The sequence below is a fragment of the Variovorax sp. YR750 genome, assembly GCF_900109805.1.
GTDB classification, from domain to species: Bacteria; Pseudomonadota; Gammaproteobacteria; order Burkholderiales; family Burkholderiaceae_C; genus Variovorax; species Variovorax gossypii.
This window is the reverse complement of sequence record NZ_FOBJ01000008.1, coordinates 59491-84147: the sequence shown is the minus strand read 5'-3', so window position 1 is coordinate 84147 and position 24657 is coordinate 59491. Positions and strand designations below refer to the sequence as shown.

Genomic DNA, 24657 nt, shown 5'->3' with positions numbered 1-24657 from the left:
CTTTTGACCAGCGTCAAACAGGCCTACGAGGCGGAACTCGCTGCGCGCGGGTTCAAGAGCGATCCCGCGCAGCTGCGCGCCGTGGAGGCGCTGGATCGCTGCGCCACCGAATGGGCCGCGTACAAGGCCCAGCGCTCGAATGCGCTGAAGAAGTTCATCAACAGGCCGGAGCTTCCGCGCGGCGTCTACATGTATGGCGGCGTCGGGCGGGGCAAGAGCTTCCTGATGGACCTGTTCTTCAACGCCGTGCCGCTGCGGCGCAAGACGCGCCTGCACTTCCACGAGTTCATGCGCGAGGTGCACCGTGAGCTGCGCGAGCTGCAGGGCACGGTCAACCCGCTCGACGAGCTCGGGTTGCGCATCTCGAAGCGCTACAAGCTGATCTGCTTCGACGAGTTCCACGTCGCGGACATCACCGACGCGATGATTCTTCATCGGCTGCTGGTGTCGCTGTTCGACAACGGCGTGGGCTTCGTGACCACCTCGAACTTCAAGCCCGACGACCTGTATCCCGGCGGACTGCACCGCGACCGCATCCTGCCCGCTATCGAGCTGCTGAACGAGAAGCTCGAGGTGCTGAGCGTGGACAACGGCACCGACTACCGGCGCCGCACGCTGGAGCAGCTGCGCATGTACCTCACGCCCAACGACGCGGCGGCCGAGAAGGAGATGCGCAAGGCTTTCGACAAGCTGGCCGAGACGGCCGACGAAAGCCCGATCCTGCACATCGAGCAGCGCGAGATTCGCGCGCTGCGCAAGGCCGGCGGCGTGGTCTGGTTCGACTTCAAGACGCTGTGCGGCGGCCCGCGCTCGCAGAACGACTACCTCGAGATCGCGAGCCAGTTCCACACCGTGCTGCTGTCCGACGTGCCGCACATGCCGGTGCGCATGGCCTCGGAAGCACGCCGTTTCACATGGTTGGTCGACGTCTTGTACGACCGGCGATGCAAGCTCATCATGTCGGCTGAGGTTCCACCCGAGGCGTTGTACACCGAAGGACCGCTGTCGCACGAGTTCCCGCGCACGGTCTCCCGGCTCACCGAAATGCAATCGAGCGAGTTCCTTGCCCTGGAACGCCGCATCGTCGACACCCGACTCACATGAAGAAAACCGCTCTTGCCCTGCTCATGGCGTTGGCCAGCCTGCCGCTGTGGGCTCAGTCCAACGCCGCGGCGGGCAACGCCGATCTCGAGGCCGAGAAGCGCCGGCTTTCCGGCGAGCGCGAAGTCATCGAGAAGCGCTACGCCGAGGAGCGGGCAGCCTGCTACAAGAAGTTCGCGGTGGAAGATTGCCTGCGCGAGAGCCGCGGCCGGCATCGCAAGGACACCGACAACATCAAGCGGCAGGAAACCGCCATCAACGACATCCAGCGCCAGCGCAGCGGCGCGGCCGAACTGCAGAAGCTCGACCAGAAGGCGGGCACGCAGCGCTCGGTGGATACGCCCGAGAAGCAGCAGCAGTCGACACAGAACCAGAAGGATCGCGAGCAGCGTGCAGCAGACCACGCTGCCAGCCGCGCCGCCACGGCGGCCGAGGCTGCCGAACGCGAGCGCCAGTTCCAGTCCAAGCAGCAGGCGCATGCCGACGAGCAGGCCAAGGCCGCCCAGCGCAGGGCGGAGGCGCCCGAGGCGGTCAAGCGTTTCGAGGAAAAGCAGAAGCGCGCGGCGGAACACCGCGCCGCCCGGGAGCGGCAGAACGCCAACCGAGACAAGCCGCGCGGAGCCCCGCTGCCACCGCCGCCGGCCGAGCCTGCGAAGCCCTGAACCTGTGCTTTGCGTTCAGCCGGGTGTCGCCGGCAGCGGATCGAGCTTCAGCACGGCGATCGAGATGTTGTCGCCGGTGCCTCGGGCACGGCGGCGCGCTTCGCCCACCAGGATCTCGACCGCATCGCGCGGCGGTTGCGCATAAAGCACGCTCGCCAGCTCTTCGGGGCTGAAGTAGTGCCAGAGTCCGTCGCTGCAGGCCATCAGCAGGTCGCCGTGGGCCAGTTTCGGGATGTAGTAGGGGTCGATGGGCGGCGGCGTGGTCTTCATGCCCAGGCAGCCGAGCAGGATGTTGCCCTGCGGGTGGATGTTGGCCTCGGCCTCGGTGATCTGGCCGCGGTCGATGAGCACCTGCACGTACGAGTGGTCGCGCGTGCGCTTGACGAGCTCCCCATCGTGGAAGTGATAGATGCGCGAGTCGCCGGCATGGATCCAGGCGCAGTCGCCCTTGGGATTCATCAGGAAGGCGGCGATCGTGCTGTGCGGCTCCTGTTCGCTGGAGACGGCGGTGAGCTTGATGACAGTGTGCGAGTCTTCGAGGATCTGCCGCAGCACGACTTCGGGGTCGTCCTTGCCGGGCTGGTAGCGACCGAAGAGCTGGCGGGCCGTCATGAGCACCTGGTCGGAGGCCTTGCGCCCGCCGCTGCGCCCACCCATGCCGTCGGCCACGACGCCCAGCACGCAGCCGGGCACGCGGGGATGGCTCATCAGCAGCACCTGGTCCTGCTGGTACGGGCGGTCCCCCTTGTGGAGGCCGGTGGCCGCAGCGAGTCGAAAGCCTTGGGTCATGAAGCAATGTGCGCCTGAAGCGCGTGTTCCTGTCTTCTCGGAGATTCGTGTCAGGACGTATTATCGAATGAACATGCGCCGCGGAAACCACGCGTGCGCCCCCCACCGTTGGACTCCAATCTTCACTCCCTTTCCCGCCAGCTGATCGAACTGCGCATCGAGCATGCCGATCTCGACGCCACCATCGACCGGCTGGCCGAAGGCTCGCCTCAGGACGAGCTCCTGCTGCGCCGCCTGAAAAAGCGCCGTCTCGCGCTGCGCGACCAGATCGCCCGCCTCGAGAACATCCTCGATCCGAAAGAGCCGGCGTGACGGGGGCGCTCGAAGACAAGGTGCGCGACGCCTTCGCGCAGGACGGCGCACTGTCGCGCGCCGCGGAGCAGTTCCGCGAACGCACCGGCCAGACCGAGATGGCGATGGCCGTGGCCCGCACCATCGACCAGGGCGGGGTGCTGGTGGTCGAGGCGGGCACGGGCGTGGGCAAGACCTTCTCGTATCTCGTGCCGGCGCTGCTCAGCGGCGAGCGCGTGCTGTTGTCGACCGCCACCAAGACGCTGCAGGACCAGCTGTTCGGCCGCGACCTGCCGCGCCTCGTGGAGGCGTTCGGCCTGCCGGTGCGCACCGCGCTGCTCAAGGGGCGCGCGAGCTACCTCTGCCTGCACCGGCTCGACATGGCCCGCCACGACGCCTCCTTGCCGGAGCGCGGCAGCCTGCGCACCCTCGCCAAGATCGAGCAGTGGTCGAAGGCCACGCGCACGGGCGACCTGGCCGAACTGCCCGGGCTCGATGAGCGCTCGCCGCTGATCCCGCTGATCACATCCACGCGCGAAAACTGCCTGGGTGCCCAATGCCCGCAGTTCAAGCCCTGCCACGTCAACCTGGCGCGGCGCGAGGCGCTGGCGGCGGACATCGTTGTCATCAACCACCATCTTTTCTTCGCCGATCTCGCGGTGCGCGAGACCGGCATGGCCGAGCTGCTGCCGACGGTGAGCGTGGTGGTGTTCGACGAGGCCCACCAGCTCAACGAGACCGGCGTGCAGTTCCTGGGGGCGCAGCTCGGCAGCGGGCAGGCGATCGATTTCGCGCGGGACATGCTGGCCGCGGGCCTGCAGCATGCGCGTGGTCTCGTGGACTGGCAGCAGCTGGTCTCCACGGCCGAGCGGGCCGCGCGCGAGCTGCGGCTGGTGGTCGGCAAGCAGTGGCCGGGGGCCAAGCTGCGCTGGCTGGGTGCTGCGCCCGAGGGTGTCGACCCCGCCGCATGGCAGCGCGCGCTGGACGATCTGCTGCAGGCCTTCGAGATGGCCGCGGAGGGGCTCGCCACCGTCAGCGAGATATCGCCCGATTTCGTGCGACTGCACGAGCGGGCGCGCCAGCTCGCCAAGCGCACTGCGCGCTTCGCCTTGCCGTGCGAGGTCGACTCCGTACGCTGGGTGGACGTGGGATCGCAATTGCGGCTCATCGAGTCTCCGCTGGACATCGCCGACGCGATGCGCAAGCGGGTGCTCAAGATCGCGGACGAGGCCGATGACGCAGATTCGGCCGATACCGACGATGAAGAGCTGGATGCCTACGGGGAGCGCTCGGCACGCGAGAGCGGTGAGCGACTGGACAGCGGCCGCGCCTGGGTCTTCACCTCAGCTACTTTGGGTGATGAGCCCACGCTGCGCTGGTTCACCGAGCCCTGCGGCTTGCAGGACGCGGAGGTACTGCGGGTGCAGAGCCCGTTCGACTACGCCTCGCAGGCCGCCCTCTACGTGCCGCGCGCGTTTCCCAAGCCCAACGACCCGTCGCACAGCCAGCGCGTCGCGCAACTGGCGGCCCGCGGTGCGACCGAGCTCGGCGGCCGCACGCTGGTGCTGACCACCACGCTGCGCGCGCTGCGAACCATCGGCGACGAGATGAGGCAGCAGTTCGAGCTGCTCGATGCCCAGGTGCGGCCCGACGTGCTCGTGCAGGGCGAACTGCCCAAGCGGGTGCTGATGGATCGCTTCCGCGAAGGGGCGAGCGCCGGCCGGGCTGGCTGCGTGCTGGTGGCGTCGGCCTCGTTCTGGGAAGGCTTCGACGCGCCGGGCGACGTGCTGCAACTGGTGGTGATCGACAAGCTGCCGTTTCCGCCGCCCAACGATCCGCTGGTGGAGGCGCGCTCGCAGCGCCTGGAGGCGCAGGGCCGGAGTTCTTTCGCCGACTATTCGCTGCCGGAAGCGGCGGTGGCTCTCAAGCAGGGGGCAGGGCGGTTGATTCGCCGGGAGACCGACAGCGGCGTGCTGGCGATCTGCGATACGCGGCTGGTGGCGATGGGCTATGGCCGCCGGCTGCTGGCGGCCCTGCCGCCGATGCGGCGGCTGGAGAGCGAGTCGGATTTCAACGCGGCGCTGGACGCGCTCAGGACCTAGCTGCCCAATGAAGCCGGCGGAGCAGTTGCTGTTCCGCCGGGGTTGCTCTTACCAGAGCTTCCACCAAGGGTCGTCCTTGCCCTTGAAGCCGTTCGCGAGATAGGTGCTCTGCGGATAGTTGGTGGTCAGCACGCGCTGGGCGTCGTCCCGCAGATCCTTCATGCCGAGCGCGTCGTACGACTTGACCATGATGTACAGGGCTTCTTCGAGCGCCGGCACTTCGCGGTAGTCGGCCAATGCGACCTGGGCCCGGTTGATGGCCGCCAGGTAGGCGCCGCGCGAGTAGTAGTAGCGGGCCACGTGAACTTCATACTGCGCGAGCGAGTTCACGATGTAGTTCATGCGCTGACGCGCGTCGGGGGCATAGCGCGAATCGGGGAAGCGCGTGACGAGGTCCTTGAACGACTCGAACGATTCCTTGGCCGCCTTCTGGTCGCGTTCCGACAGGTCCTGGCGCGTCATGAACGCGAACATGCCGAGGTCGTCGTTGAAGTTGATCACGCCCCGCAGGTAGAGCGCGTAATCGAGGGCCGGGCTCGCCGGATGCAGCTTCATGAAGCGGTCGATGGTGGCGATGGCTGCAGCCTTTTCGCCGGACTTGTGCTGGGCGTAGGCCTTTTCCAGCTGCGCCTGCTGTGCCAGCGGCGTGCCGGCGGCGCGGCCTTCGAGCTTCTCGTAGAGCGGAATGGCCTTGTCGTAGGCGCCGGATCCGGCCTCGTCCTTGGCTTCCGAATAGATGCGGTTGGGGCTCCAGGTAGCGGTCTTGTCGACGGTGGAAGTCGACGAGCAGCCTGCTGCCAGCAGAGCCGCCGCGCTGAGCGCGATCCAGGCGGGGACCGATAATTTGGCGCGAAACATCACATACGGCTTTCGTGAAACAGTTGCCCTCAATTATATCGACCGACCCTTTGGGCAATATCCCCGAGAGCGTGGAGGTGGCCGAGCACGAAGAAGGCGCGGATCCCATCGAGCCCAGCGAGCGGCGGCCCTTCGTCATCGATCAGGCCCACCACGGCCAGCGGCTCGATCGCGCGCTTGCCGCGCTGGTCCCCGAGTTTTCCCGGAGCTACCTGCAGCAGCTGATCGAGGCCGGCGCGGTCGAGCTGCAGGGGCGCACGCTCACCAAGGCGTCGGCTCCGGTGAAGGCGGGGCAGTCCGGCCACATCGAGCTGCGCCCCACGCCCCAGAGCCAGGCCTTCCGGCCCGAGGCAATAGACATCGTCACCGTGTACGAGGACGAGCACCTGCGCATCGTCGACAAGCCGGCCGGCCTCGTGGTGCACCCGGCACCGGGGCACTGGAGCGGCACGCTGCTGAACGGCCTGCTGGCGCTCGATCCGAAGGCCGTGCTGCTGCCGCGCGCCGGTATCGTGCACCGGCTCGACCGCGATACCAGCGGTTTGATGGTGGTGGCGCGCACGCGCGCCGCCATGGACGCGATGGTGGCGCTGATCGCCGCGCGCGAGGTCAAGCGGCAATACCTCGCCATCGGCCACAGGCAGTGGGAGGGCGCCGCCGCGCGCCATGTCGATGCCCCCATCGGCCGCGATCCGCGCAACCGGCTGCGCATGGCCGTGGTCGACCTCGAGAGGAATGCGGGCAAGACGGCGCGTACGCTGATCGAGCGGCTCGACAGCAACGCCGAGGGCTGCGCCGTGCGCTGCACCCTCGAAACCGGGCGCACCCACCAGATCCGCGTGCACATGGCGTCCATCGGCCATCCCCTGGTGGGAGATTCGCTCTACGGCGGCGCGCCGGCTGCGGGGCTGTCGCGGCAGGCACTGCATGCATTCAGGCTGGCCTTCGTGCATCCCGTCACGCAGGAGGCGCTGGAGTTCCGTTCGCCGTTGCCGGCGGACCTCATCCAGGCTTTGCAGTCCTGGGGGCTGGATTACAATCGCGCCTGACGGCCCGAGGGCCGCGCCGGTCGCCCGAGACCGGCCTTGCGTTGCATTTGCCGCGTGCCTGCAGCGCCTACTCCTTCCATCCATCTGAACAAAGCGCCCCCAGGCGCCTTTTCCCGGATAACGCGAACCATGAATACGGCGGATGCCAAGCGCATTCTCGAAACCGCCTTGATCTGTTCGAGCCAGCCGTTGCCGGTGCGCGATATGCGCGTGCTGTTCGACGACGAGCTGGGTGCGGACACCATCAAGGCGCTGCTGCTCGAACTGCAGGAAGACTGGGCGCAACGTGGCCTGGAGCTGGTGAGCGTCGGCAGCGGCTGGCGCTTCCAGAGCCGCCCGGAGATGCGCGACCACCTCGATCGCCTGCACCCCGAAAAGCCGCCGCGCTACACGCGCGCCGCGCTCGAGACGCTGGCCATCATTGCCTACCGCCAGCCCGCCACGCGCGGTGACATGGAAGACATCCGCGGCGTGACGATCAACTCGCTGATCCTCAAGCAGCTGGAGGACCGCGGTTGGGTCGAGGTCATCGGCCACCGCGAAACGGTCGGCCGGCCGGCCTTGTATGCGACCACGCGCCAGTTCCTCGACGACCTGGGCCTGGCTTCGCTCGACCAGTTGCCGCTGATCGAGACGCCCGCGCAGCAGGCTGCGCTCGTCGACGCGCTCGAGCAGGCCTCGGGCGAGCAGCAGGGGCTGCCGATCGACGCTGCTCCGGAGACCGCGGCACTCGCCGAAGGCGATGCCGACGCATCCGGAATGGCGGAGCTGGAGCTTTCTTCGGCCGCTGATGTGCCTCCAGGGCCGGATGCCGAGATTGCTGCCGCGCAGCAAGGCGAGGGCGTCGAGGCAGAAGCTCTCGCAGTGCCGGAAGCGCCGGCGCAGGAGCCCGACATCGTCGATAGCGCCGAGATCGCCCCCGAAGTCGCCGAACCGGCGGAAGCGATCGAAGCCGCCCAGGCGCAGTTCATCGAGAACGAGGCGGGCGCCGAATCCACCCCCATCGAGCCAGAACAAGAACCCGCGTCAGAACCCGATGCCCCGTCCGAGGACGAGGCCGACCCTCACGCTCCCTCTCCCGGAAAAACCTCATGAGCACAACCGACACCGAAGACGCAGCGATGCTGCCGGTCGAGCCCGAAGTCAAGAAGAAGAAAAGGGCGACCACGGCCAAGAAGGCTGCGGTTGATGCTATTGAAACGGTAGCGCCGCCCGAACCCGAGGCGCCCAGGAAGCCGCGTGCACCCCGCAAGAAGAAGGTGGTCGAGCCGGCTGTAGTGGAAGGCGAAGCGGTAGCCGTGCCAGCTGCGGAGGCAACTCCGGAAGTGACCGAGCCGCAGGCCGTTGCGGCCGCCGTCGAGCAGGAAGCTCCTGTTGCTGCTGCAGAGGCGGCTATTGACCCGGCGCCTGTCGAGGCTGCCGCCGATACGCCCCGGCCTGCGCAGGCGGAACGCCTCGAAGACCGCGACGACGAAGACCAGGACGACGACGAAGAAGAGCCCGACGAGGAAGAGGACGACCTCGACCGCGCCCGCCGCGCCGCCGAGCGCGAGCAGCGCAACGCGCCGCCGCCCGAGCCGATCCGCTTCGCGGACGTCATCTCGGGCCAGTTCGATGCCGACGAGGAAAGCCCCGAAGTTCCGCCGCTCAAGCGCGTGCTTCTGCCCGAGGCCGATTCGCCCAAGCTGCACAAGGTGCTGGCGCAGGCTGGTCTCGGTTCGCGGCTCGAAATGGAGCAGCTGATTCTCCAGGGGCGCATTTCCGTCAACAACGAGCCGGCCCACATCGGCCAGCGCATCCAGTACGGCGACCAGGTCAAGATCAACGGCAAGCCGATCCGCTACCGCATCGCCCCTCCGCCGCCGCGCGTGATCGCGTATCACAAGCCGGTTGGCGAGGTGGTCACGCACGACGATCCGCAGAACCGTCCGACCGTGTTCCGCAAGCTGCCGCGCCTGCAGCAGGGCAAGTGGCAGTCGGTCGGCCGTCTCGACCTGAACACCGAAGGTCTGCTGCTGTTCAGCAGCTCCGGCGACCTGGCCAACCAGCTCATGCACCCGCGCTTCGGCCTGGAGCGCGAGTACGCAGTGCGCGTGCTGGGCGCGCTCACCAGCGAGGAAAAGCAGAAGCTGCTCGATGGCGTCCGCCTCGACGACGGCATGGCCCAGTTCGGCGCCATCGAGGACGGTGGTGGCGAGGGCTCGAATTGCTGGTACCGGGTGACCATTTCCGAAGGCCGCAATCGTGAAGTGCGCCGCCTGTTCGAGTCGGTGGGCCATGCGGTCAGCCGGCTGATCCGCATCCGCTATGGCGCCATGGTGCTTCCGCGCGGCCTGAAGCGCGGCGCGTGGATGGAACTCGACGATCGCGATATCCGGGCCCTGTTCCAGGCTTCGGGTGGCGCGGTCGCCCGGCCGGGGCAGCAGCAGCGTGGCCCGGGGCAGGAGGGCGGCGGCGGCAATGGTCGTGGTGGCCGCAACAAGAAGCGCCGTGGCAATCGCAATGGCGGTGGCGGCCAGCAGCAACCGCGCGACATGCGCGAGGCGCGTGATGACGGCGGCCGCGAGGCACCGATCCCGAATCCGCTGGGCGACGGACGTCCGCCGCGCGGCGATCGGGGAGGGCGTTCCAACCGAGGTGGCGGCAATGGCGGCCAGCCTCAGGGGCAGGGGCGTCGTGGCAACGGCAACCGTCAGGGTGGCGGCAATCGCCAGGGCGACGACCGCCAGCCGGGAGGCGCCAACCAGCCCGATCCGATGAAGACCTCGCTGGGCTACATCGGCGCCGACAGCTTCTCGCGCCAGCGCAAGGAGCAACGCGGAGGCCAGCGCCGAGGCGGCGGTGGTGGTGGCGGCGGTGGCTTCGGTGGTCAGGGCGGCGGTCGTCGCCGCGGGCGCTGAAAGTCTGCCGTCGCAGCGCGGCCTTTCGCGGGGTTTTCACCGATCCGCAAGGCCGCGCCGGTTAAAATCAGAGGCTTTGTCGACATGTGACGAAACAAATTCGTTGCAGTTGTGACAAAACACTTCAAAATCAAAGCTCCAGGAAGCATTTCAATGGCTATCGAACGTACCCTTTCCATCATCAAGCCCGACGCAGTTGCCAAGAACGTCATCGGCAAGATCGTTTCCCGTTTTGAAGCTGCCGGCCTCAAGATCGTCGCCGCCAAGCTGGTGCACCTGTCGCGCAACGAAGCCGAACAGTTCTACGCCGTGCACAAGGAGCGTCCCTTCTTCAAGGACCTCGTCGAGTTCATGATCTCGGGCCCCGTGTTCGTGCAAGTGCTCGAAGGCGAAAACGCCATCGCCAAGAACCGCGACCTGATGGGCGCCACCGACCCGAAGAAGGCAGCCGCCGGCACCATCCGCGCCGACTTCGCCGACAGCATCGACGCCAACGCCGTCCACGGTTCGGACGCTCCGGAAACCGCAGCGAACGAAGTCGCCTTCTTCTTCGCCGGCCTCAACGTCTACGCGCGCTGAAGCCCGCCTCTCGCCCGATTCCATGACCACGGCCAATCTGCTCGATTTCGATCTCGAGGGGTTGGCTGCGTTCTGCGAAAAACTCGGCGAGAAGAAATTCCGCGCCACGCAGCTGTTCCGCTGGATCCACCAGCGTGGCGCCAGCGACTTCACCCAGATGACAGATCTGGCGAAGTCGCTGCGCGAGAAACTCGCGACCACCGCTCGCGTGGAGGCCCTGCCGGTCATCACGCAGCACGAATCCAAAGACGGCACGATCAAGTGGCTGTTCGACGTCGGTGACGGCAATGCCGTCGAAGCCGTATTCATTCCCGAGGACGACCGCGGCACCTTGTGCGTGTCGTCCCAGGCCGGCTGTGCGGTCGGTTGCCGCTTCTGCTCCACGGGGCACCAGGGCTTCAGCCGCAACCTGAGCACGGGCGAGATCGTCGCCCAGCTCTGGTTTGCCGAACACTTCCTGCGCAAGCATCTCAAGCGCGACGAACGCATCATCTCCAACGTGGTGATGATGGGCATGGGCGAGCCGCTGCAGAACTACTCGGCGCTGGTGCCCGCGCTGCGCACCATGCTCGACGACAACGCCTACGGGCTGTCGCGCCGCCGCGTGACGGTGTCGACCTCCGGCGTGGTGCCGATGATCGATCGCCTGGGCGCCGATTGCGCCGTGGCGCTGGCCGTTTCGCTGCATGCGCCCAACGATGCGCTGCGCGACGACCTCGTACCGCTCAATCGCAAGTACCCGATCGCCGAGCTGATCGAGGCCTGCAAGCGCTACCTGGCGCATGCGCCGCGCGACTTCATCACCTTCGAGTACTGCATGCTCGACGGCGTGAACGACCAGCCCGAGCATGCACGCCAGCTCGTCGAGCTGGTGCGCAAGCACGACATCTCGTGCAAGTTCAACCTGATTCCGTTCAACCCGTTCCCGGCCTCGGGCCTGCTGCGCTCGCCGCAGCCGCGCGTGCTGGCGTTCGCCAGGGCGCTGAGCGAGGCAGGGCTCGTCACCACCGTGCGCAAGACGCGCGGCGACGATATCGATGCCGCCTGCGGCCAGCTCGCCGGCGACGTCAAGGATCGCACCCGCGCGGCCGAGCGCATGGCGCAGCGCCGTGCGGCGCAGGAGCGCCCCGTTGTTTTGCATCCGGTCCGCAAGACCGTCTCCCAGGAGCATTGAACCGATGAGCATGGCCATTTCGATGACGACCGCGAACGTGCAGCGGATGCTGACTGTGGGTTTCGCGGGCGTCGCCGTGTCGCTGCTGCTTGGGGGCTGCGTGAGCACGCGCACCACCACCACCAGCCTGGCCGACAACAGCAACTCGTCCAAGGGCACCGAGATCGTCACCGAGTCCGATGAGTCCAGCCGCCAGCGCCGCGCACGCCTGCGCATGGAGCTGGCCGCGGGCTATTTCGAGCACGGCCAGACCACCGTCGCGCTCGACGAGATCAAGCAGGCGCTGGCCGCCGACCCCAACAATGCCGACGCCTACAACCTGCGCGGCCTGGTCTACATGCGGCTCGACGACGCCGGCCTGGCCGAGGACAGCTTCCGCCGCGCCATCGCGATCAATCCGCGCGACCCGAACACACGCCACAACTACGGCTGGCTGCTGTGCCAGCAGAACCGCTATGGCGACGCGGCCGCGCAGTTCAACGAGGCCCTGGCCGTGCCGACCTACGCCGACCGCGCCAAGACGCTCATGACGCAGGGCGTGTGCGAACTCAAGGCCGGCCAGCGCGACAAGGCCGAGCGCAGCCTCATGCAGGCCTACGAGATCGACGCCGGCAATCCGGTCGTCGGCTTCAACCTGGCTTCGGTGCTGGCGCAGCGCGAGGAATGGTCGCGCGCGCAGTTCTACATCCGCCGCGTCAACAACAGCGCTGCGGCCAGCGCCGAGACGCTCTGGCTCGGCATCAAGATCGAACGTAAGCTGAACAACCGCGAGGCAGTCGCGCAGTTGGGAGGCCAACTGCAACGACGCTTCCCCCAGTCGCGGGAGGCAACAGCGTACGAGCGCGGGAATTTCAATGACTGATCGGGTTTCGGAGTTCGGCACTTCCGCATCATTGCCACTGGAAGCTGGCGATATCGCGAACAAGACTGCCGGCGATCTGCTGCGCGAGGCGCGCGAGGCCCACGGCCTGCACATCGAAATGGTGGCCGCCGCGCTGAAGGTGCCGCCGCAGAAGCTCATGGCGCTCGAGGCGGACGACATCGGTTCGCTGCCCGACCCGGTCTTCGCCCGTGCACTGGCGAGCAGCGTCTGTCGCGCGCTGCGCATCGATCCGGCCCCCGTGCTTGCAAAGCTGCCGAGCACCCAGAAGGTGTCGTTGGCCGAAACCGATCGCACCCTCCGCACGAACATCAGTTCGGGCACGCCGCGCTGGAACGGCAACAGCCGCTCCAGCGGGTTGCCTTCGCGGCCGCTGCTGATCGTCGTGCTTCTGCTGCTGATCGGCGCAGGTGCGTTGTTCTGGTTGCCGCAATCGGTGTTCGACCAGCTCAGCGCTTCCGTGGCGCGGCTGACGGCGCGTGGCGATGCCGGTAGCGAATCTGCCCCCTCCAACGGGCCGGGCGTGGCCGCCGGTTCCGTGGCCGAGACCGTGCCCACGCAGGCCGTGGCTCCCACCGGCCCGGTGGCCGGCGAAGCTCCGACTGCTGCTCCTGCTCCCAATGCGCCCGTTGCTGCTGCCGCTGCTGCACCGGCTGCCGCGGCGCCCGCCGCCACGCCCGTGGCGGCAGCAGCCTCGAGCAGCCAGCAGCTCGTCTTCGTGGCACGCGAGGAGTGCTGGATCACCGTGACCGAAGCCGGCGGCAAGCAACTGCTGCGCCGCAGCCTGCAGGCTGGCGAAACCGTGGGGCTCTCGGGCACGCTGCCGTTGTCCGTCGTGGTCGGCCGCGCCTCGAGCGTCGACGTGCAGGTGCGGGGCCAGCCCTTCGACCTGAAGCCCTTCACCAAGGGCGGTGGCGTGGCGCGTTTCGAGGTGAAGTCATGACCTCCGGCAACTGCACTCCCGTTCCCATCGAGGCCGCTGCTCCCAAGCCGCGCCGTTCGCGCCAGGCCAGCGTGGTCTGGGGTCCGCGCGTGGTCACGGTGGGCGGTGACGCCCCGGTGCGCGTGCAGTCCATGACCAACACCGACACCGTCGACGCCATCGGCACGGCGATCCAGGTGAAGGAGCTGGCACAGGCCGGCTCCGAGATGGTCCGCATCACCGTCAACACGCCAGAGGCCGCGGCCCAGGTGCCCTACATCCGCGAGCAGCTCGACCGCATGGGCATCGACGTGCCGCTGGTGGGCGACTTCCACTACAACGGCCATCGCCTGCTGACCGAGTATCCGGCCTGCGCCGAAGCGCTGAGCAAGTACCGCATCAACCCCGGCAACGTGGGCAAGGGCGACAAGAGGGACAAGCAGTTCGGCCAGATGATCGACGCGGCCATGCGCTGGAACAAGCCGGTGCGCATCGGCGTCAACTGGGGCAGCCTCGACCAGGAGCTGCTCGCCAGCCTGATGGACACCAACAGCCAGCGCGCCGAGCCCTGGGATGCCAAGCAGGTGATGTACGAGGCTCTGATCACCTCGGCCATCGAGTCCGCGAAGCTGGCCGAGTCGATGGGCATGGCCGGCAACCAGATCATCCTGTCGTGCAAGGTGAGCGGCGTGCAGGACCTGATTTCGGTCTACCGCGAGCTGGCCCGCCGCTGCGACTATCCGCTGCACCTGGGCCTCACCGAGGCCGGCATGGGCACCAAGGGCACGGTGGCGTCGGCCACGGCGCTGTCGATCCTGCTGCAGGAGGGCATCGGAGACACCATTCGCGTGTCGCTCACGCCGCAGCCGGGCGAATCGCGCACGCAGGAGGTGGTGATCGCCTCCGAGATCCTGCAGGCGCTGGGCCTGCGCGTGTTCGTGCCGAGCGTCACGGCCTGCCCGGGTTGCGGCCGCACCACCAGCACCACCTTCCAGGAACTGGCCAAGCAGATCGACGACTACCTGCGCATGCAGATGCCGGTCTGGCGCAAGAAATATCCGGGCGTCGAGACGCTGAAGGTGGCCGTCATGGGCTGCATCGTCAACGGCCCCGGCGAGAGCAAGCATGCCGACATCGGCATCAGCCTGCCCGGCACCGGCGAGGCGCCCGCGGCGCCCGTCTTCATCGACGGCGAAAAGGCCCTCACGCTGCGCGGCGACAATATCGCCAACGAGTTTCACCAGCTCGTGGAAACCTACATCGAAAAGCGCTTCGGCGGCGAACACCACGCTGTCGCGGCCTGACATCTCCGCAGACTCATGGCTGAAAAACTGAATGCCGTCAAAGGCATGAACGACATATTGCCGCCCGAATCGGCGCGCTGGGAGTGGCTCGAGGCCACCGTGCGCGACCTGATGGGGCGCTATGCGTACCGCAATGTCCGCACGCCGATCCTGGAGCACACGGCACTGTTCGTGCGCGGCATCGGCGAGGTGACGGACATCGTCGAGAAGGAGATGTACTCCTTCCAGGACCGCTCCGACAAGTATGGCGACAACGACCACCTGACCCTGCGCCCCGAGAACACGGCGGGCCTCGTGCGTGCCGTGATCGAGCACAACATGCTCTACGACGGCGGCAAGCGCCTCTGGTACACGGGCCCGATGTTCCGCCGCGAGAAGCCGCAGCGCGGGCGCTTCCGCCAGTTCCACCAGATCGGTGCCGAGGCACTGGGCTTTGCCGGCCCCGACGTCGATGCCGAGCTGATCCTGCTGGCAAGCGCGCTCTGGAAGACCATCGGCCTGACCGATGTCCGCCTCGAGCTCAACAGCCTGGGCCAGCCGGCTGAGCGCGCCCTGCATCGCGCCCAGCTCATCGCCCACTTCGAGAAGAACGCCGACAAGCTCGACGAAGACGGCAAGCGCCGCCTGCACAGCAATCCGCTGCGCATCCTCGACACGAAGAACCCGGCAATGAAGGAAGTGATCGAGTCGGCGCCGAAGCTGATCGACTTTCTCGGCGCGGAGTCGCTGGCTCACTTCGAGGGGCTGCAGGCCATCCTGAAGGCCAACGACATCGCGTTCACCATCAATCCGCGCCTCGTGCGCGGGCTGGATTACTACAACCTCACGGTCTTCGAGTTCGTTACCGATCGTCTCGGCTCGCAGGGCACCGTGTGCGCGGGTGGTCGCTACGACGACCTGATCGCGCAGATCGGCGGCAAGCCCGCTCCGGCCGTGGGCTGGGCGATGGGCGTCGAGCGCGTGCTGGACCTGATGAAAGAGCAGGGCACCGACATCCCGCTGCCGACCCCGGACGTCTACGCCGTCGTGCCCGATGCCGCCGCCATGCCGGTGGCGCTGCGCACGCTGCAGCAGTTGCGCGATGCCGGCGTGCGCGTGCAGATGCACGCCGCGACGGTCGACGGCCTCGGCAGCTTCAAGTCGCAGTTCAAGCGGGCCGACAACAGCGGCGCCACCTACGCCCTGATCTTCGGCGCAGATGAACTCGCACGCGGCGAAGTGACTCTCAAGGCGCTGCGCGACGGAAGCGGCGCGCAGACCGCCCGGTCTCTTGCCGAGGTGGCCACCTGGGCCGCCACCCTACAATCGCCGGCTCCCAATACCTGACAGCGCATGGCAACCCATCTCGACCTCGAAGAACAGGAACAGCTCGACCAGCTCAAGCATTTCTGGAATACCTACGGCACCCTGATCACCTCGATCGTGCTGCTCGTCGCCGGCGCCTTCGTGGCCTGGAACGGCTGGCAATGGTATGGCCGCAACAAGGCGGCACAAGCCTCGTCGCTCTACGACGAAATCGAGAGGACGGCGCAGGCGGGCGACCCGGCGCGCATCGCGCTCGTGCTCGACGACATGAAGAAGCGCTTCGCGGGCACTACCTATGCGCAGCAGGCCGGCCTGCTGGTCGCCAGGACGCTGTACGAGAAGGGCAATGCCGCGGGTTCGCGCACCGAGCTCGAGTGGGTCGCGCAGAACGCCATCGACCCCGGCTACAAGGCTGTCGCGAGGCTGCGCCTGGCGGCCGAGCTGCTCGACGGAAAGTCCTATGACGATGCCCTGAAGCAGCTCGACGGCAGCGTGCCCAAGGAATTCGAACCGCTGGTGGCCGATCGCAAGGGCGACATCTACCTGGCCCAGGGCAAGCGCACCGAGGCGCAGGCCGAATACCGCAAGGCTTGGACCGGCCTCGGCCCGACTTCGGACTACCGCCGCCTGATCGAGATCAAGCTCAACGCGGTCGGCGTCGATCCCAAGAGCCTGGCGCCTGTCGTCACCGTCACTCCCGCAGCACCCAAAACTCCCTGACCGCATCATGAATTTCAAGCGTTTCATGCCTGAATCGACCGCCCTGCGTGCGGGATCAGCTCTTGTTTTGGTAGCGTTCCTCGCCGCCTGCTCTGGCTCGGCCAAGCCGAAGCCGGACGAACTGCCCGCCAACCCGGCCCTGATGGGCGTGCGCCAGGCATGGACGGTGCGCATCCCCGACGTGCAGTTCCCGCTGACCACCGACGTCAGCGGCGACACGATCACCGTGGCCGGCAGCGACGGCACGGTGGTCGCCATCGATGCGCGCGCGGGTCGTGAAATCTGGCGCGCCAGCGCCGGCGCTCCCCTGGCGGCAGGTGTCGGCAGCGACGGCCAACTGGCCGCAGTCGTCACCACCGGCAACGAGCTGGTCGGTATCGAGAACGGCAAGGTCCTGTGGAAGCAGAAGCTCTCGGCCCAGGCCTTCACCGCACCGCTGGTGGCAGGCCGCCGCGTGTTCGTGCAGACCGCCGACCGCAGCATCAGCGCCTGGGACGGCCAGAGCGGCCGCCGCCTCTGGATCCAGCAGCGCGCCGGTGAAAACCTCGTGCTGCGCAAGTCGGGCGTGCTCCTGGCCGTCGGCGACACGCTGGTGGCTGGCATCGGTGGCCGGCTGGCAGGCATCAACCCCGCCAACGGCACTTCGCGTTGGGAAGCGCCCATCGCCGCGCCGCGCGGCACCAACGACGTGGAGCGTCTGGTCGACCTGACCGGCAGCGTGAGCCGCTACGGCGACACGGTCTGCGCGCGTGCCTACTACGCCAGCGTCGGCTGCGTCGAGACCGTGCGTGGTTCGTTGGTCTGGAGCAAGCCTGCCTCGGGCGCGGACGGCGTCAGCGGCAACGAGAGCTTCATCTACGGCACCGAGTCCGACGGCAGCGTCGTGGCCTGGCGCCGTGCCGACGGAGAGCGCGCCTGGCAGATGTCCCGCTTCAAGAACCGCGTGCTGACTTCGCCGCTGGCCGTGGGCCGCTCGCTCATCATCGGCGAGAACACCGGTACGCTGCATTTCGTGTCGCGTGAAGACGGCGCGCTGCTCAATCGCGTCACCCCCGATGGCTCGGCCATCACCGTTGCTCCGGTGCTGGCCGGCAATACGGTCGTGGTGGTGACCGCCAAGGGTGGTGTGTTTGGCTATCGCCCCGAATAATCCCGTTCTTTTTCCTTTCTTCTCTTTCCAAGGCCCGACCATGAAAACCGCGCCCTCGAAAGGCCGGCCATGAAGCCGGTCGTGGCCCTGGTCGGGCGGCCGAATGTCGGCAAGTCGACCCTCTTCAATCGCCTGACGCAGACGCGCGACGCCATCGTCGCCGACTTCGCGGGGCTCACGCGCGACCGCCACTACGGCAACGGCCGCCTGGGCAAGCGCGAATTCATCGTCATCGACACCGGCGGCTTCGAGCCCGACGCGGGCAGCGGCATCTACAAGGAGATGGCCAAGCAGACGCGGCAGGCCGTGGCCGAGGCCGACGTCGTGATCTTCGTGGTCGATGCGCGCGAGGGGCTCTCGGCGCAGGACCATGACATCGCCAACGAGCTGCGCCGCATCGGCAAGCCCTGCGTGCTGGTGGCCAACAAGGCCGAAGGCATGCACGACGGCACCAAGCTGGTGGACTTCTACGAACTGGGCTTCGGCGAAGTACACGGCGTGTCCGCGGCGCACGGGCAGGGCATGCGCGGACTGGTCGAGTTGGCGCTGGCGCCGCTGAACCTGCCCGAGGAAGATGAAGACGCCGAGGAAGACGATGTCAACAAGCCGATCAAGCTGGCTGTGGCCGGTCGGCCCAACGTGGGCAAGTCCACGCTGATCAACACCTGGCTTGGTGAAGAGCGCCTGGTGGCCTTCGACATGCCTGGCACCACGCGCGATGCCATCTCGGTGCCCTTCGAGCGCAATGGACAACGCTTCGAGCTGATCGATACGGCCGGCCTGCGCCGCAAGGGCAGGGTGTTCGAGGCGATCGAGAAGTTCTCGGTGGTCAAGACGCTGCAGGCCATCGAGTCGGCCAACGTCGTGCTGCTGCTGCTCGATGCCACCCAGGGCGTGACCGACCAGGACGCGCACATCGCCGGTTACATCCTCGAAAGCGGCCGTGCGGTGGTTATCGCCATCAACAAGTGGGACGCGGTCGACAGCTACCAGCGAGAGCAGATCCAGCGGCAGATCGAGACCCGGCTGCCGTTCCTGAAGTTCGCGGCGCTGCATTTCATCTCGGCCATCAAGCGGCAGGGCCTGGGCCCGGTGTGGCAGGCAATCGCGCAGGCCCACAAGTCGGCCACGCGCAAGATGTCGACGCCGGTGCTGACCCGGCTGCTGCTGGAGGCGGTGCAGTTCCAGGCGCCCAAGCGCGGCGGCATGTTCCGTCCCAAGCTGCGTTATGCGCACCAGGGAGGCATGAATCCGCCGGTGATCGTGATCCACGGGAATTCGCTCGAACATGTGACCGATGCTTACAAGCGCTTCCTCGAGGGGCGCTTCCGCAAGGAGTTCGACCTTGTGGGTACCCCCTTGCGCATCGAGTTCAAGAGCTCCCACAATCCCTTCGTCGACAAGGACGACTGAACCCTATTGGCGGCGGATGGCCGCCGTTGAGTTCCGACTGGGGTTGAAGTTCCGGCTTTTGAGAGACGTTATTTTTCAAAGGCTTTTGGGTGCGATTGCTGCGGCGCGGAAACCCTGTGTTAAGGTCTTCTCCTCCAACAACTACTCTTGAACACGGAGAATATCGTGAGCAATAAAGGGCAACTTCTGCAAGACCCGTTCCTGAACACCTTGCGTCGCGAGCATGTGCCGGTTTCCATTTACCTGGTGAACGGTATCAAGCTGCAAGGCCAGATCGAGTCTTTCGACCAGTACGTCGTGTTGCTTCGCAATACGGTGACGCAGATGGTCTACAAGCACGCCATTTCCACCATCGTGCCAGGCCGTGCCGTCAACTTCTCGGCTACCGAGAACGACGACGCCGCAGCCTGATCGCGCGGAGCGCGGCAGCCCCCGCTGCCGCGCTTTTTCCAAATTTCCGATCCCGCTTGTCTGAACTGATTCCCCGCCAGGAAGGCGCCGCCGTTCTCGTCGGCGTCGATTTCGGGCTGCCCCATTTCGACAGCGAACTCGAGGAACTCGGCCTGCTCGCGCAGACCGCGGGCCTCACTCCCGTCGCCCGTCTCGCGTGCAAGCGCAAGGCGCCCGACGCGGCATTGTTCGTTGGCAGCGGCAAGGCCGAAGAAATCAAGGAACTGGCCGCCCTGTACAGGGCGAGCGAGGTCATCTTCGACCAGGCCCTGAGCCCTGCGCAGCAGCGCAACCTCGAGCGCCAGCTCGACGTCGCGGTCTACGACCGGACCTTCCTCATTCTCGAGATCTTCGCCCAGCGCGCGCGTTCGCATGAAGGCAAGCTGCAGGTCGAGCTGGCTCGCCTGCAGTACCTCAGCACGCGGCTGGTGCGCCGCTGGTCGCACCTGGAGCGCCAGACCGGCGGTGCAGGCGTGCGCGGCGGCCCGGGCGAGAAGCAGATCGAGCTCGACCGCCGGATGATCAGCGAGTCGATCAAGCGCACGCGCGAGCGCCTCGCCAAGGTGCAGAAGCAGCGCGGCACGCAGCGCCGACAGCGCGAGCGGCGCGACACCTTCAACATCTCGCTGGTGGGCTACACCAACGCGGGCAAGTCGTCGCTGTTCAATGCGCTGGTCAAGGCGCGCGCCTATGCGGCCGACCAGCTGTTCGCCACGCTCGACACCACCACGCGCCACCTCTACCTGGGGGATGCGCGGCGGCAGGTGTCCATATCCGACACCGTGGGCTTCATCCGCGACCTGCCGCACGGGCTGGTCGATGCCTTCAAGGCCACGCTGCAGGAGGCGGTCGATGCCGACCTGCTGCTGCACGTGGTCGACGCTTCCAACCAGCACTATCCGGAGCAGATGGCCGAGGTGCAGTCGGTGCTGCACGAGATCGGCGCGGACACCGTGCCGCAGCTTCTGGTCTTCAACAAGCTCGATGCCCTTGAAAGCACGCAGCATCCGCTGCATCTGCAGGACGAGATGGAAATCGACGGCGTACAGGTCCCCCGCATCTTCCTCAGCGCCAGGACCGGCGAGGGCGTACCGCTGCTGCGAGCCGAGCTCGCCAGGCAGTCGGGCTCAGCACCCGATACGATGACCCCTGCTGCGGACGCTGAATTGCACGATGCAACCGATGGATTGGGCACAATCCCGCCACTGACAAGAGAACGAAGCGAATGAATTCAAAGCCAGCGCGGAGAGGGTTTCTGGGCATGTTCAACCTGAACGACGGCCGATGGGGGCGTGGCGACGAGCCGTCCTCCAACGGCGACCGCCCGGCCGGCAACCGGCCTCCTGATGCCAATCCCCCCGGCGCTCCGACGCCTCCGCCCTCGGGCAACAACAACGACAACCGTCCCCGCGGACAGGGCCCCAACCAGGGCCCGCCCGACCTCGACGAGCTCTGGCGCGACCTCAACCGCAAGCTCGGCGGCTTCTTCGGCGGCAAGGGCGGCGGCAATCGCCCGAACGGCGGCAGCGGCGGTGGCGGCAACGGTTACAAGCCCGACATGAAGAACGCGGGCTTCGGCATCGGCCTCGTGGCCGCGGTGGCCGTCCTGATCTGGCTCGGCACCGGCTTCTTCATCGTGAATGAAGGCCAGCAGGCCGTCATCACCCAGTTCGGCAAGTACAAGAGCACCGTGGGCGCGGGTTTCAACTGGCGCCTGCCTTATCCCATCCAGCGCCACGAAGTCGTGGTGACCACGCAGATCCGCTCCGCCGACGTGGGCCGCGACGCCATCGTGCGCTCCACCGGCCTGCGCGAGTCGGCGATGCTGACCGAGGACGAGAACATCGTCGAGATCAAGTTCGCCGTGCAGTACCGCCTGAGCGATCCGCGCGCGTGGCTCTACGAGAGCAAGTCGCCCGCCGACACCGTCGTGCAGGTGGCCGAGACCTCCGTGCGCGAGGTGGTCGGCAAGATGAAGATGGACGCCGCGCTCGCCGAAGAGCGCGACCAGATCGCCCCGCGCGTTCGTGCGCTGATGCAGACCATCCTCGACCGCTACAAGATCGGCGTCGAAGTCGTGGGCATCAACCTGCAGCAGGGCGGCGTGCGCCCGCCAGAGCAGGTGCAGGCCGCCTTCGACGACGTGCTCAAGGCCGGCCAGGAACGCGAGCGGACCAAGAACGATGCGCAGGCCTACGCCAACAACGTGGTGCCCCTGGCCACCGGTACGGCCTCGCGCCTGAAGGAAGAGTCCGAGGCCTACAAGGCGCGGATCGTGGCGCAGGCACAGGGTGATGCAGGCCGCTTCAGCGCGGTGCTGTCCGAGTACCAGAAGGCCCCGCAGGTGACGCGCGACCGCATGTACACCGACGCCATGCAGCAGATCTACGCCAGCACGACCAAGGTGCTGGTGGACAGCAAGCAGGGTTCGAACCTGCTGTACCTGCCGCTCGACAAGCTCATGCAGCTCAGCGGCAGCGGCAATGCCGCCACGCCGGTCGATGCGGCCAGCCCCAGTGTCGCCGGCACCGCGCCGGCGCAATCCTCGGTGATCCCGGTGGCCCCTGCCACGACCGACGTGCGCGGCCGCGATGGCCGCTCGCGTGACCGCGACGTGCGTTGAGAAAGGCCCGCAAGAACATGAACAGAATCGGATTCATCGCCACCTCGATCCTCGTGCTGCTCGTGCTGGCAAGCTCGACCCTCTTCGTGGTCGACCAGCGGCAGTTCGGCGTGGTCTACGCACTCGGCCAGATCAAGCAGGTCATCACCGAGCCCGGCCTCAACTTCAAGCTGCCACCGCCGTTCCAGAACGTGTCGTACATCGACAAGCGCCTCCTGACGCTGTCTAGCGTGGACACCGAGCCGATGCTCACCGCCGAGAAGCAGCGCGTGGTGATCGACTGGTACGTGCGCTGGCGCATCAGCGACCCGCAGGCCTACATCCGCAACGTCGGCCTCGACGAGAACGCCGGTGCCATGCAGCTCAACCGCGTGGTCCGCAACGCGTTCCAGGAAAACATCAACAAGCGCACGGTGCGCGACCTGATCTCGGTGCGCCGCGAGGCCCTGATGGCCGACGTGCAGCGCGAGGTGCTGTCGGTGGTGAAGGGCGCCAAGCCCTGGGGCGTCGATGTGGTCGACGTGCGCATCACCCGTGTCGACTACGTGGAAGCCATCACCGAATCGGTCTACCGCCGCATGGAGGCCGAGCGCAAGCGCGTGGCCAACGAACTGCGTTCGACCGGTACGGCCGAAGGCGAGAAGATCCGCGCCGACGCCGACCGCCAGCGCGAGGTGATCGTGGCGAACGCCTACCGCGATGCCCAGAAGATCAAGGGCGAGGGCGACGCCCAGGCCGCCGCCGCCTACAGCGAGGCCTTCGGCCGCGACCCGCAGTTCGCGCAGTTCTATCGCAGCCTCGAGGCCTACAAGCAGAGCTTCAACAAGAAGAGCGACGTGATGGTGCTCGACCCGTCGTCGGACTTCTTCCGCGCCATGCACGGCTCGGGATCGACCACCAACGCACCTCGCCGTTGATTACTTCCGGCCGCAGCCGTCTTCAGGAGCCGTGAGCGCCGACACTTTCTGGAGCGCGTTGGCGCTCGTCCTGGTGATCGAAGGCATCCTGCCTTTCGTGTCGCCGGGAGGGTGGCGGCGCGGCTTCGGCCAGCTGATGCAACTGCGCGACGGCCAGCTTCGTTTCTTCGGGCTCTGCAGCATCCTGCTGGGGCTGGTTCTGCTCTGGATCCTGGCCTAGTCCGGCCCGTCGATCGACCCCCGCGCGGGACCGGGTGCCCGGTGCCGGTAGAATCCCGTTTTAACCACGCCCCCGATCCCCATGTCCGCCTGGGTCCTCCCGGATCACATTGCCGATGTGCTGCCCTCCGAGGCGCGCCACATCGAAGAACTTCGACGCCAGCTGCTCGATACCGCCCGTGGCTACGGCTACGAGCTGGTGATGCCGCCGCTGCTCGAGCATCTCGAGTCGCTGCTTTCCGGCACCGGCGAGGCGCTCGACCTCCAGACCTTCAAGCTCGTCGACCAGCTTTCCGGCCGCAGCATGGGCCTTCGTGCCGACACCACCCCCCAGGTGGCGCGCATCGATGCCCACCTGCTGAACCGCGACGGCGTGGCCCGCCTGTGCTACTGCGGCCCGGTGCTCCACACCCGGCCCGATCGCCCGCATGCCACCCGTGAGCCCCTGCAGTTCGGTGCAGAAATCTACGGCCACGCCGGCCTCGAGGCCGACACCGAAACCCTCCTGCTCGCGCTCGACTGCCTAGATGCCGCCGGCCTGCGCGAGGGCGTGATCGTCGACCTGGCCGATGCCCGCATCGTGCGTGCCCTGTTTGCCGGCGTGCCGGTCGACGGCGCCACGCTGGCCCAGGTGCATGCCGCGCTGGCCGCCAAGGACGCGAGCGAGCTCGAGTCGCTCACCAAAAACTTCCCCGCCGCCTCGCGCGACGGCCTGCGTGCGCTGATCCAGCTTTATGGCGACGAGTCGGTGCTCGACGAAGCGGCCAAGGCCCTCAAGGGCACGCCCGCGGTCGGTGCGGCGCTGGCCGACCTGAAGCAGCTTGCCTCCGGCCTGAAGGGCGTGGCCGGCCGCCAGATCAGCTTCGACCTGGCCGACCTGCGCGGCTATGCGTACTACAGCGGCATGCGTTTCGGCATCTACGTGCCCGGCGCGGCCGACTCGCTGGTGCGCGGCGGCCGCTATGACGAGGTGGGGGCCGTGTTCGGCCGCAACCGTCCGGCCGTCGGCTTCAGCCTCGACGTGCGCGAACTGGTCGGCGTGCTGCCGGCCCGCCCGCTGCGCGCCGCCATCCGCGCGCCCTGGAGCGACGCGGCCGGCCTGCGTCAGGCCATTGCCCAATTGCGCAAGTCCGGTGAAACGGTAGTCTGCGTGCTGCCGGGCCATGGCAGCGAAATCGATGAATTCCACTGCGACCGCGAGCTCGTCGAGCAGGCCGGCCAGTGGAGTGTCCGTGCGATCTGATTTTTC

Annotated in this window: 24 protein-coding genes; 22 read left to right on the top strand and 2 right to left on the bottom strand. The window is 67.2% G+C overall.

The genetic code is table 11. The annotated features are described in order from the left end of the window. The first annotated feature begins 3 nt into the window (after nt 1-3). On the top strand, nt 4-1104 hold the full coding sequence (zapE, locus tag BMY35_RS17620) for a cell division protein ZapE (RefSeq protein WP_093201595.1): 1101 nt from the start codon (nt 4-6) through the stop codon (nt 1102-1104). Beyond that, nucleotides 1101-1763, top strand: a complete 663-nt coding sequence (locus BMY35_RS17615) for a hypothetical protein (protein WP_093201593.1) — start codon at nt 1101-1103, stop codon at nt 1761-1763. Before zapE ends, BMY35_RS17615 begins: the two co-directional genes overlap by 4 nt. 15 nt (nt 1764-1778) lie before the next feature. Here the strand turns inward: BMY35_RS17615 and BMY35_RS17610 are convergent, their stop codons facing one another. After that, nucleotides 1779-2552 (bottom strand): PP2C family protein-serine/threonine phosphatase, encoded by a 774-nt coding sequence (locus tag BMY35_RS17610; protein WP_093201590.1) that lies wholly within the window; start codon nt 2550-2552, stop codon nt 1779-1781. A 108-nt stretch (nt 2553-2660) separates the two neighbouring features. Here BMY35_RS17610 and BMY35_RS17605 point away from each other — a divergent pair, with 108 nt between their 5' ends. Together BMY35_RS17605 and BMY35_RS17600 are read left to right on the top strand one after the other, a co-directional pair. Then, on the top strand, nt 2661-2864 hold the full coding sequence (locus BMY35_RS17605) for a YdcH family protein (protein ID WP_093201587.1): 204 nt from the start codon (nt 2661-2663) through the stop codon (nt 2862-2864). Next, the gene (locus tag BMY35_RS17600) at nt 2861-4945 is read left to right on the top strand and encodes a DNA repair helicase YoaA (protein WP_093201585.1); all 2085 of its coding nucleotides are present in this window, start codon (nt 2861-2863) and stop codon (nt 4943-4945) included. The genes BMY35_RS17605 and BMY35_RS17600 overlap by 4 nt, the downstream gene beginning before the upstream one ends. Nucleotides 4946-4993: 48 nt before the next feature. Here the strand turns inward: BMY35_RS17600 and BMY35_RS17595 are convergent, their stop codons facing one another. Then, nucleotides 4994-5803: an outer membrane protein assembly factor BamD gene (locus tag BMY35_RS17595; RefSeq protein ID WP_093201582.1), complete on the bottom strand. Its 810-nt coding sequence runs from the start codon at nt 5801-5803 to the stop codon at nt 4994-4996. A gap of 50 nt (nt 5804-5853) precedes the next feature. Here BMY35_RS17595 and BMY35_RS17590 point away from each other — a divergent pair, with 50 nt between their 5' ends. The 18 genes from BMY35_RS17590 to BMY35_RS17505 all read left to right on the top strand — a co-directional run bounded on the left by BMY35_RS17590 (nt 5854) and on the right by BMY35_RS17505 (nt 24651). Beyond that, nucleotides 5854-6852 (top strand): RluA family pseudouridine synthase, encoded by a 999-nt coding sequence (locus BMY35_RS17590; RefSeq protein WP_256228712.1) that lies wholly within the window; start codon nt 5854-5856, stop codon nt 6850-6852. Nucleotides 6853-6981: 129 nt separating this feature from the next. Continuing rightward, complete coding sequence (gene scpB / locus BMY35_RS17585) at nt 6982-7947, top strand: SMC-Scp complex subunit ScpB (protein WP_093201579.1); 966 nt, start codon at nt 6982-6984, stop codon at nt 7945-7947. Beyond that, entirely contained in the window at nt 7944-9752 is a 1809-nt protein-coding gene (locus BMY35_RS17580) for a pseudouridine synthase (RefSeq protein ID WP_093201577.1), read from the top strand. The genes scpB and BMY35_RS17580 overlap by 4 nt, the downstream gene beginning before the upstream one ends. 153 nt (nt 9753-9905) lie before the next feature. Continuing rightward, entirely contained in the window at nt 9906-10331 is a 426-nt protein-coding gene (ndk, locus tag BMY35_RS17575) for a nucleoside-diphosphate kinase (RefSeq protein ID WP_019653122.1), read from the top strand. 22 nt (nt 10332-10353) lie between these two features. Further along, on the top strand, nt 10354-11505 hold the full coding sequence (rlmN, locus tag BMY35_RS17570; protein WP_093201574.1) for a dual-specificity RNA methyltransferase RlmN: 1152 nt from the start codon (nt 10354-10356) through the stop codon (nt 11503-11505). A gap of 4 nt (nt 11506-11509) precedes the next feature. Continuing rightward, nucleotides 11510-12367 carry a type IV pilus biogenesis/stability protein PilW gene (gene pilW / locus BMY35_RS17565; protein WP_093201572.1) on the top strand — a complete coding sequence of 286 codons (858 nt, stop codon included), beginning with the start codon at nt 11510-11512 and terminating at the stop codon, nt 12365-12367. Continuing rightward, entirely contained in the window at nt 12360-13328 is a 969-nt protein-coding gene (locus BMY35_RS17560; RefSeq protein ID WP_093201569.1) for a helix-turn-helix domain-containing protein, read from the top strand. The genes pilW and BMY35_RS17560 overlap by 8 nt, the downstream gene beginning before the upstream one ends. Further along, nucleotides 13325-14611: a flavodoxin-dependent (E)-4-hydroxy-3-methylbut-2-enyl-diphosphate synthase gene (ispG, locus tag BMY35_RS17555; RefSeq protein WP_093201567.1), complete on the top strand. Its 1287-nt coding sequence runs from the start codon at nt 13325-13327 to the stop codon at nt 14609-14611. The genes BMY35_RS17560 and ispG overlap by 4 nt, the downstream gene beginning before the upstream one ends. A 15-nt stretch (nt 14612-14626) precedes the next feature. Further along, nucleotides 14627-15937: a histidine--tRNA ligase gene (gene hisS / locus BMY35_RS17550; RefSeq protein WP_093201564.1), complete on the top strand. Its 1311-nt coding sequence runs from the start codon at nt 14627-14629 to the stop codon at nt 15935-15937. Nucleotides 15938-15943: 6 nt separating this feature from the next. Next, a complete protein-coding gene (locus BMY35_RS17545) occupies nt 15944-16636 on the top strand; it encodes a YfgM family protein (protein WP_093201561.1) in 693 nt (230 codons plus the stop codon). A 7-nt stretch (nt 16637-16643) separates the two neighbouring features. Further along, on the top strand, nt 16644-17786 hold the full coding sequence (gene bamB / locus BMY35_RS17540) for an outer membrane protein assembly factor BamB (RefSeq protein WP_093201559.1): 1143 nt from the start codon (nt 16644-16646) through the stop codon (nt 17784-17786). Between the two features lie 69 nt (nt 17787-17855). Beyond that, complete coding sequence (gene der, locus BMY35_RS17535) at nt 17856-19199, top strand: ribosome biogenesis GTPase Der (protein WP_093201556.1); 1344 nt, start codon at nt 17856-17858, stop codon at nt 19197-19199. 147 nt (nt 19200-19346) lie between these two features. Beyond that, entirely contained in the window at nt 19347-19610 is a 264-nt protein-coding gene (gene hfq / locus BMY35_RS17530; RefSeq protein ID WP_171022581.1) for an RNA chaperone Hfq, read from the top strand. A gap of 56 nt (nt 19611-19666) precedes the next feature. Next, nucleotides 19667-20878: a GTPase HflX gene (hflX, locus tag BMY35_RS17525; protein ID WP_093201551.1), complete on the top strand. Its 1212-nt coding sequence runs from the start codon at nt 19667-19669 to the stop codon at nt 20876-20878. 32 nt (nt 20879-20910) lie between these two features. Then, nucleotides 20911-22272 carry an FtsH protease activity modulator HflK gene (gene hflK, locus BMY35_RS17520; RefSeq protein ID WP_093201549.1) on the top strand — a complete coding sequence of 454 codons (1362 nt, stop codon included), beginning with the start codon at nt 20911-20913 and terminating at the stop codon, nt 22270-22272. 17 nt (nt 22273-22289) lie between these two features. Further along, the gene (gene hflC / locus BMY35_RS17515) at nt 22290-23189 is read left to right on the top strand and encodes a protease modulator HflC (RefSeq protein WP_093201546.1); all 900 of its coding nucleotides are present in this window, start codon (nt 22290-22292) and stop codon (nt 23187-23189) included. 31 nt (nt 23190-23220) lie between these two features. Beyond that, complete coding sequence (locus BMY35_RS17510; protein ID WP_019653109.1) at nt 23221-23409, top strand: DUF2065 domain-containing protein; 189 nt, start codon at nt 23221-23223, stop codon at nt 23407-23409. A gap of 81 nt (nt 23410-23490) precedes the next feature. Beyond that, on the top strand, nt 23491-24651 hold the full coding sequence (locus BMY35_RS17505; RefSeq protein WP_093201544.1) for an ATP phosphoribosyltransferase regulatory subunit: 1161 nt from the start codon (nt 23491-23493) through the stop codon (nt 24649-24651). Nucleotides 24652-24657 lie beyond the last annotated feature (6 nt).

Bases quoted from the DNA above. Each gene is read 5' to 3' on its own strand.
- BMY35_RS17505 (WP_093201544.1), top strand. From the start codon at position 23,491: ATGTCCGCCTGGGTCCTCCCGGATCACATTGCCGATGTGCTGCCCTCC.
- rlmN (WP_093201574.1), top strand. From the start codon at position 10,354: ATGACCACGGCCAATCTGCTCGATTTCGATCTCGAGGGGTTGGCTGCG.
- BMY35_RS17595 (WP_093201582.1), bottom strand. From the start codon at position 5,803: ATGTTTCGCGCCAAATTATCGGTCCCCGCCTGGATCGCGCTCAGCGCG.
- scpB (WP_093201579.1), top strand. From the start codon at position 6,982: ATGAATACGGCGGATGCCAAGCGCATTCTCGAAACCGCCTTGATCTGT.
- ispG (WP_093201567.1), top strand. From the start codon at position 13,325: ATGACCTCCGGCAACTGCACTCCCGTTCCCATCGAGGCCGCTGCTCCC.
- pilW (WP_093201572.1), top strand. From the start codon at position 11,510: ATGAGCATGGCCATTTCGATGACGACCGCGAACGTGCAGCGGATGCTG.
- der (WP_093201556.1), top strand. From the start codon at position 17,856: ATGAAGCCGGTCGTGGCCCTGGTCGGGCGGCCGAATGTCGGCAAGTCG.
- hflC (WP_093201546.1), top strand. From the start codon at position 22,290: ATGAACAGAATCGGATTCATCGCCACCTCGATCCTCGTGCTGCTCGTG.
- BMY35_RS17560 (WP_093201569.1), top strand. From the start codon at position 12,360: ATGACTGATCGGGTTTCGGAGTTCGGCACTTCCGCATCATTGCCACTG.
- hisS (WP_093201564.1), top strand. From the start codon at position 14,627: ATGGCTGAAAAACTGAATGCCGTCAAAGGCATGAACGACATATTGCCG.
- BMY35_RS17580 (WP_093201577.1), top strand. From the start codon at position 7,944: ATGAGCACAACCGACACCGAAGACGCAGCGATGCTGCCGGTCGAGCCC.
- BMY35_RS17545 (WP_093201561.1), top strand. From the start codon at position 15,944: ATGGCAACCCATCTCGACCTCGAAGAACAGGAACAGCTCGACCAGCTC.
- BMY35_RS17615 (WP_093201593.1), top strand. From the start codon at position 1,101: ATGAAGAAAACCGCTCTTGCCCTGCTCATGGCGTTGGCCAGCCTGCCG.
- bamB (WP_093201559.1), top strand. From the start codon at position 16,644: ATGAATTTCAAGCGTTTCATGCCTGAATCGACCGCCCTGCGTGCGGGA.
- BMY35_RS17610 (WP_093201590.1), bottom strand. From the start codon at position 2,552: ATGACCCAAGGCTTTCGACTCGCTGCGGCCACCGGCCTCCACAAGGGG.
- hflK (WP_093201549.1), top strand. From the start codon at position 20,911: ATGTTCAACCTGAACGACGGCCGATGGGGGCGTGGCGACGAGCCGTCC.
- ndk (WP_019653122.1), top strand. From the start codon at position 9,906: ATGGCTATCGAACGTACCCTTTCCATCATCAAGCCCGACGCAGTTGCC.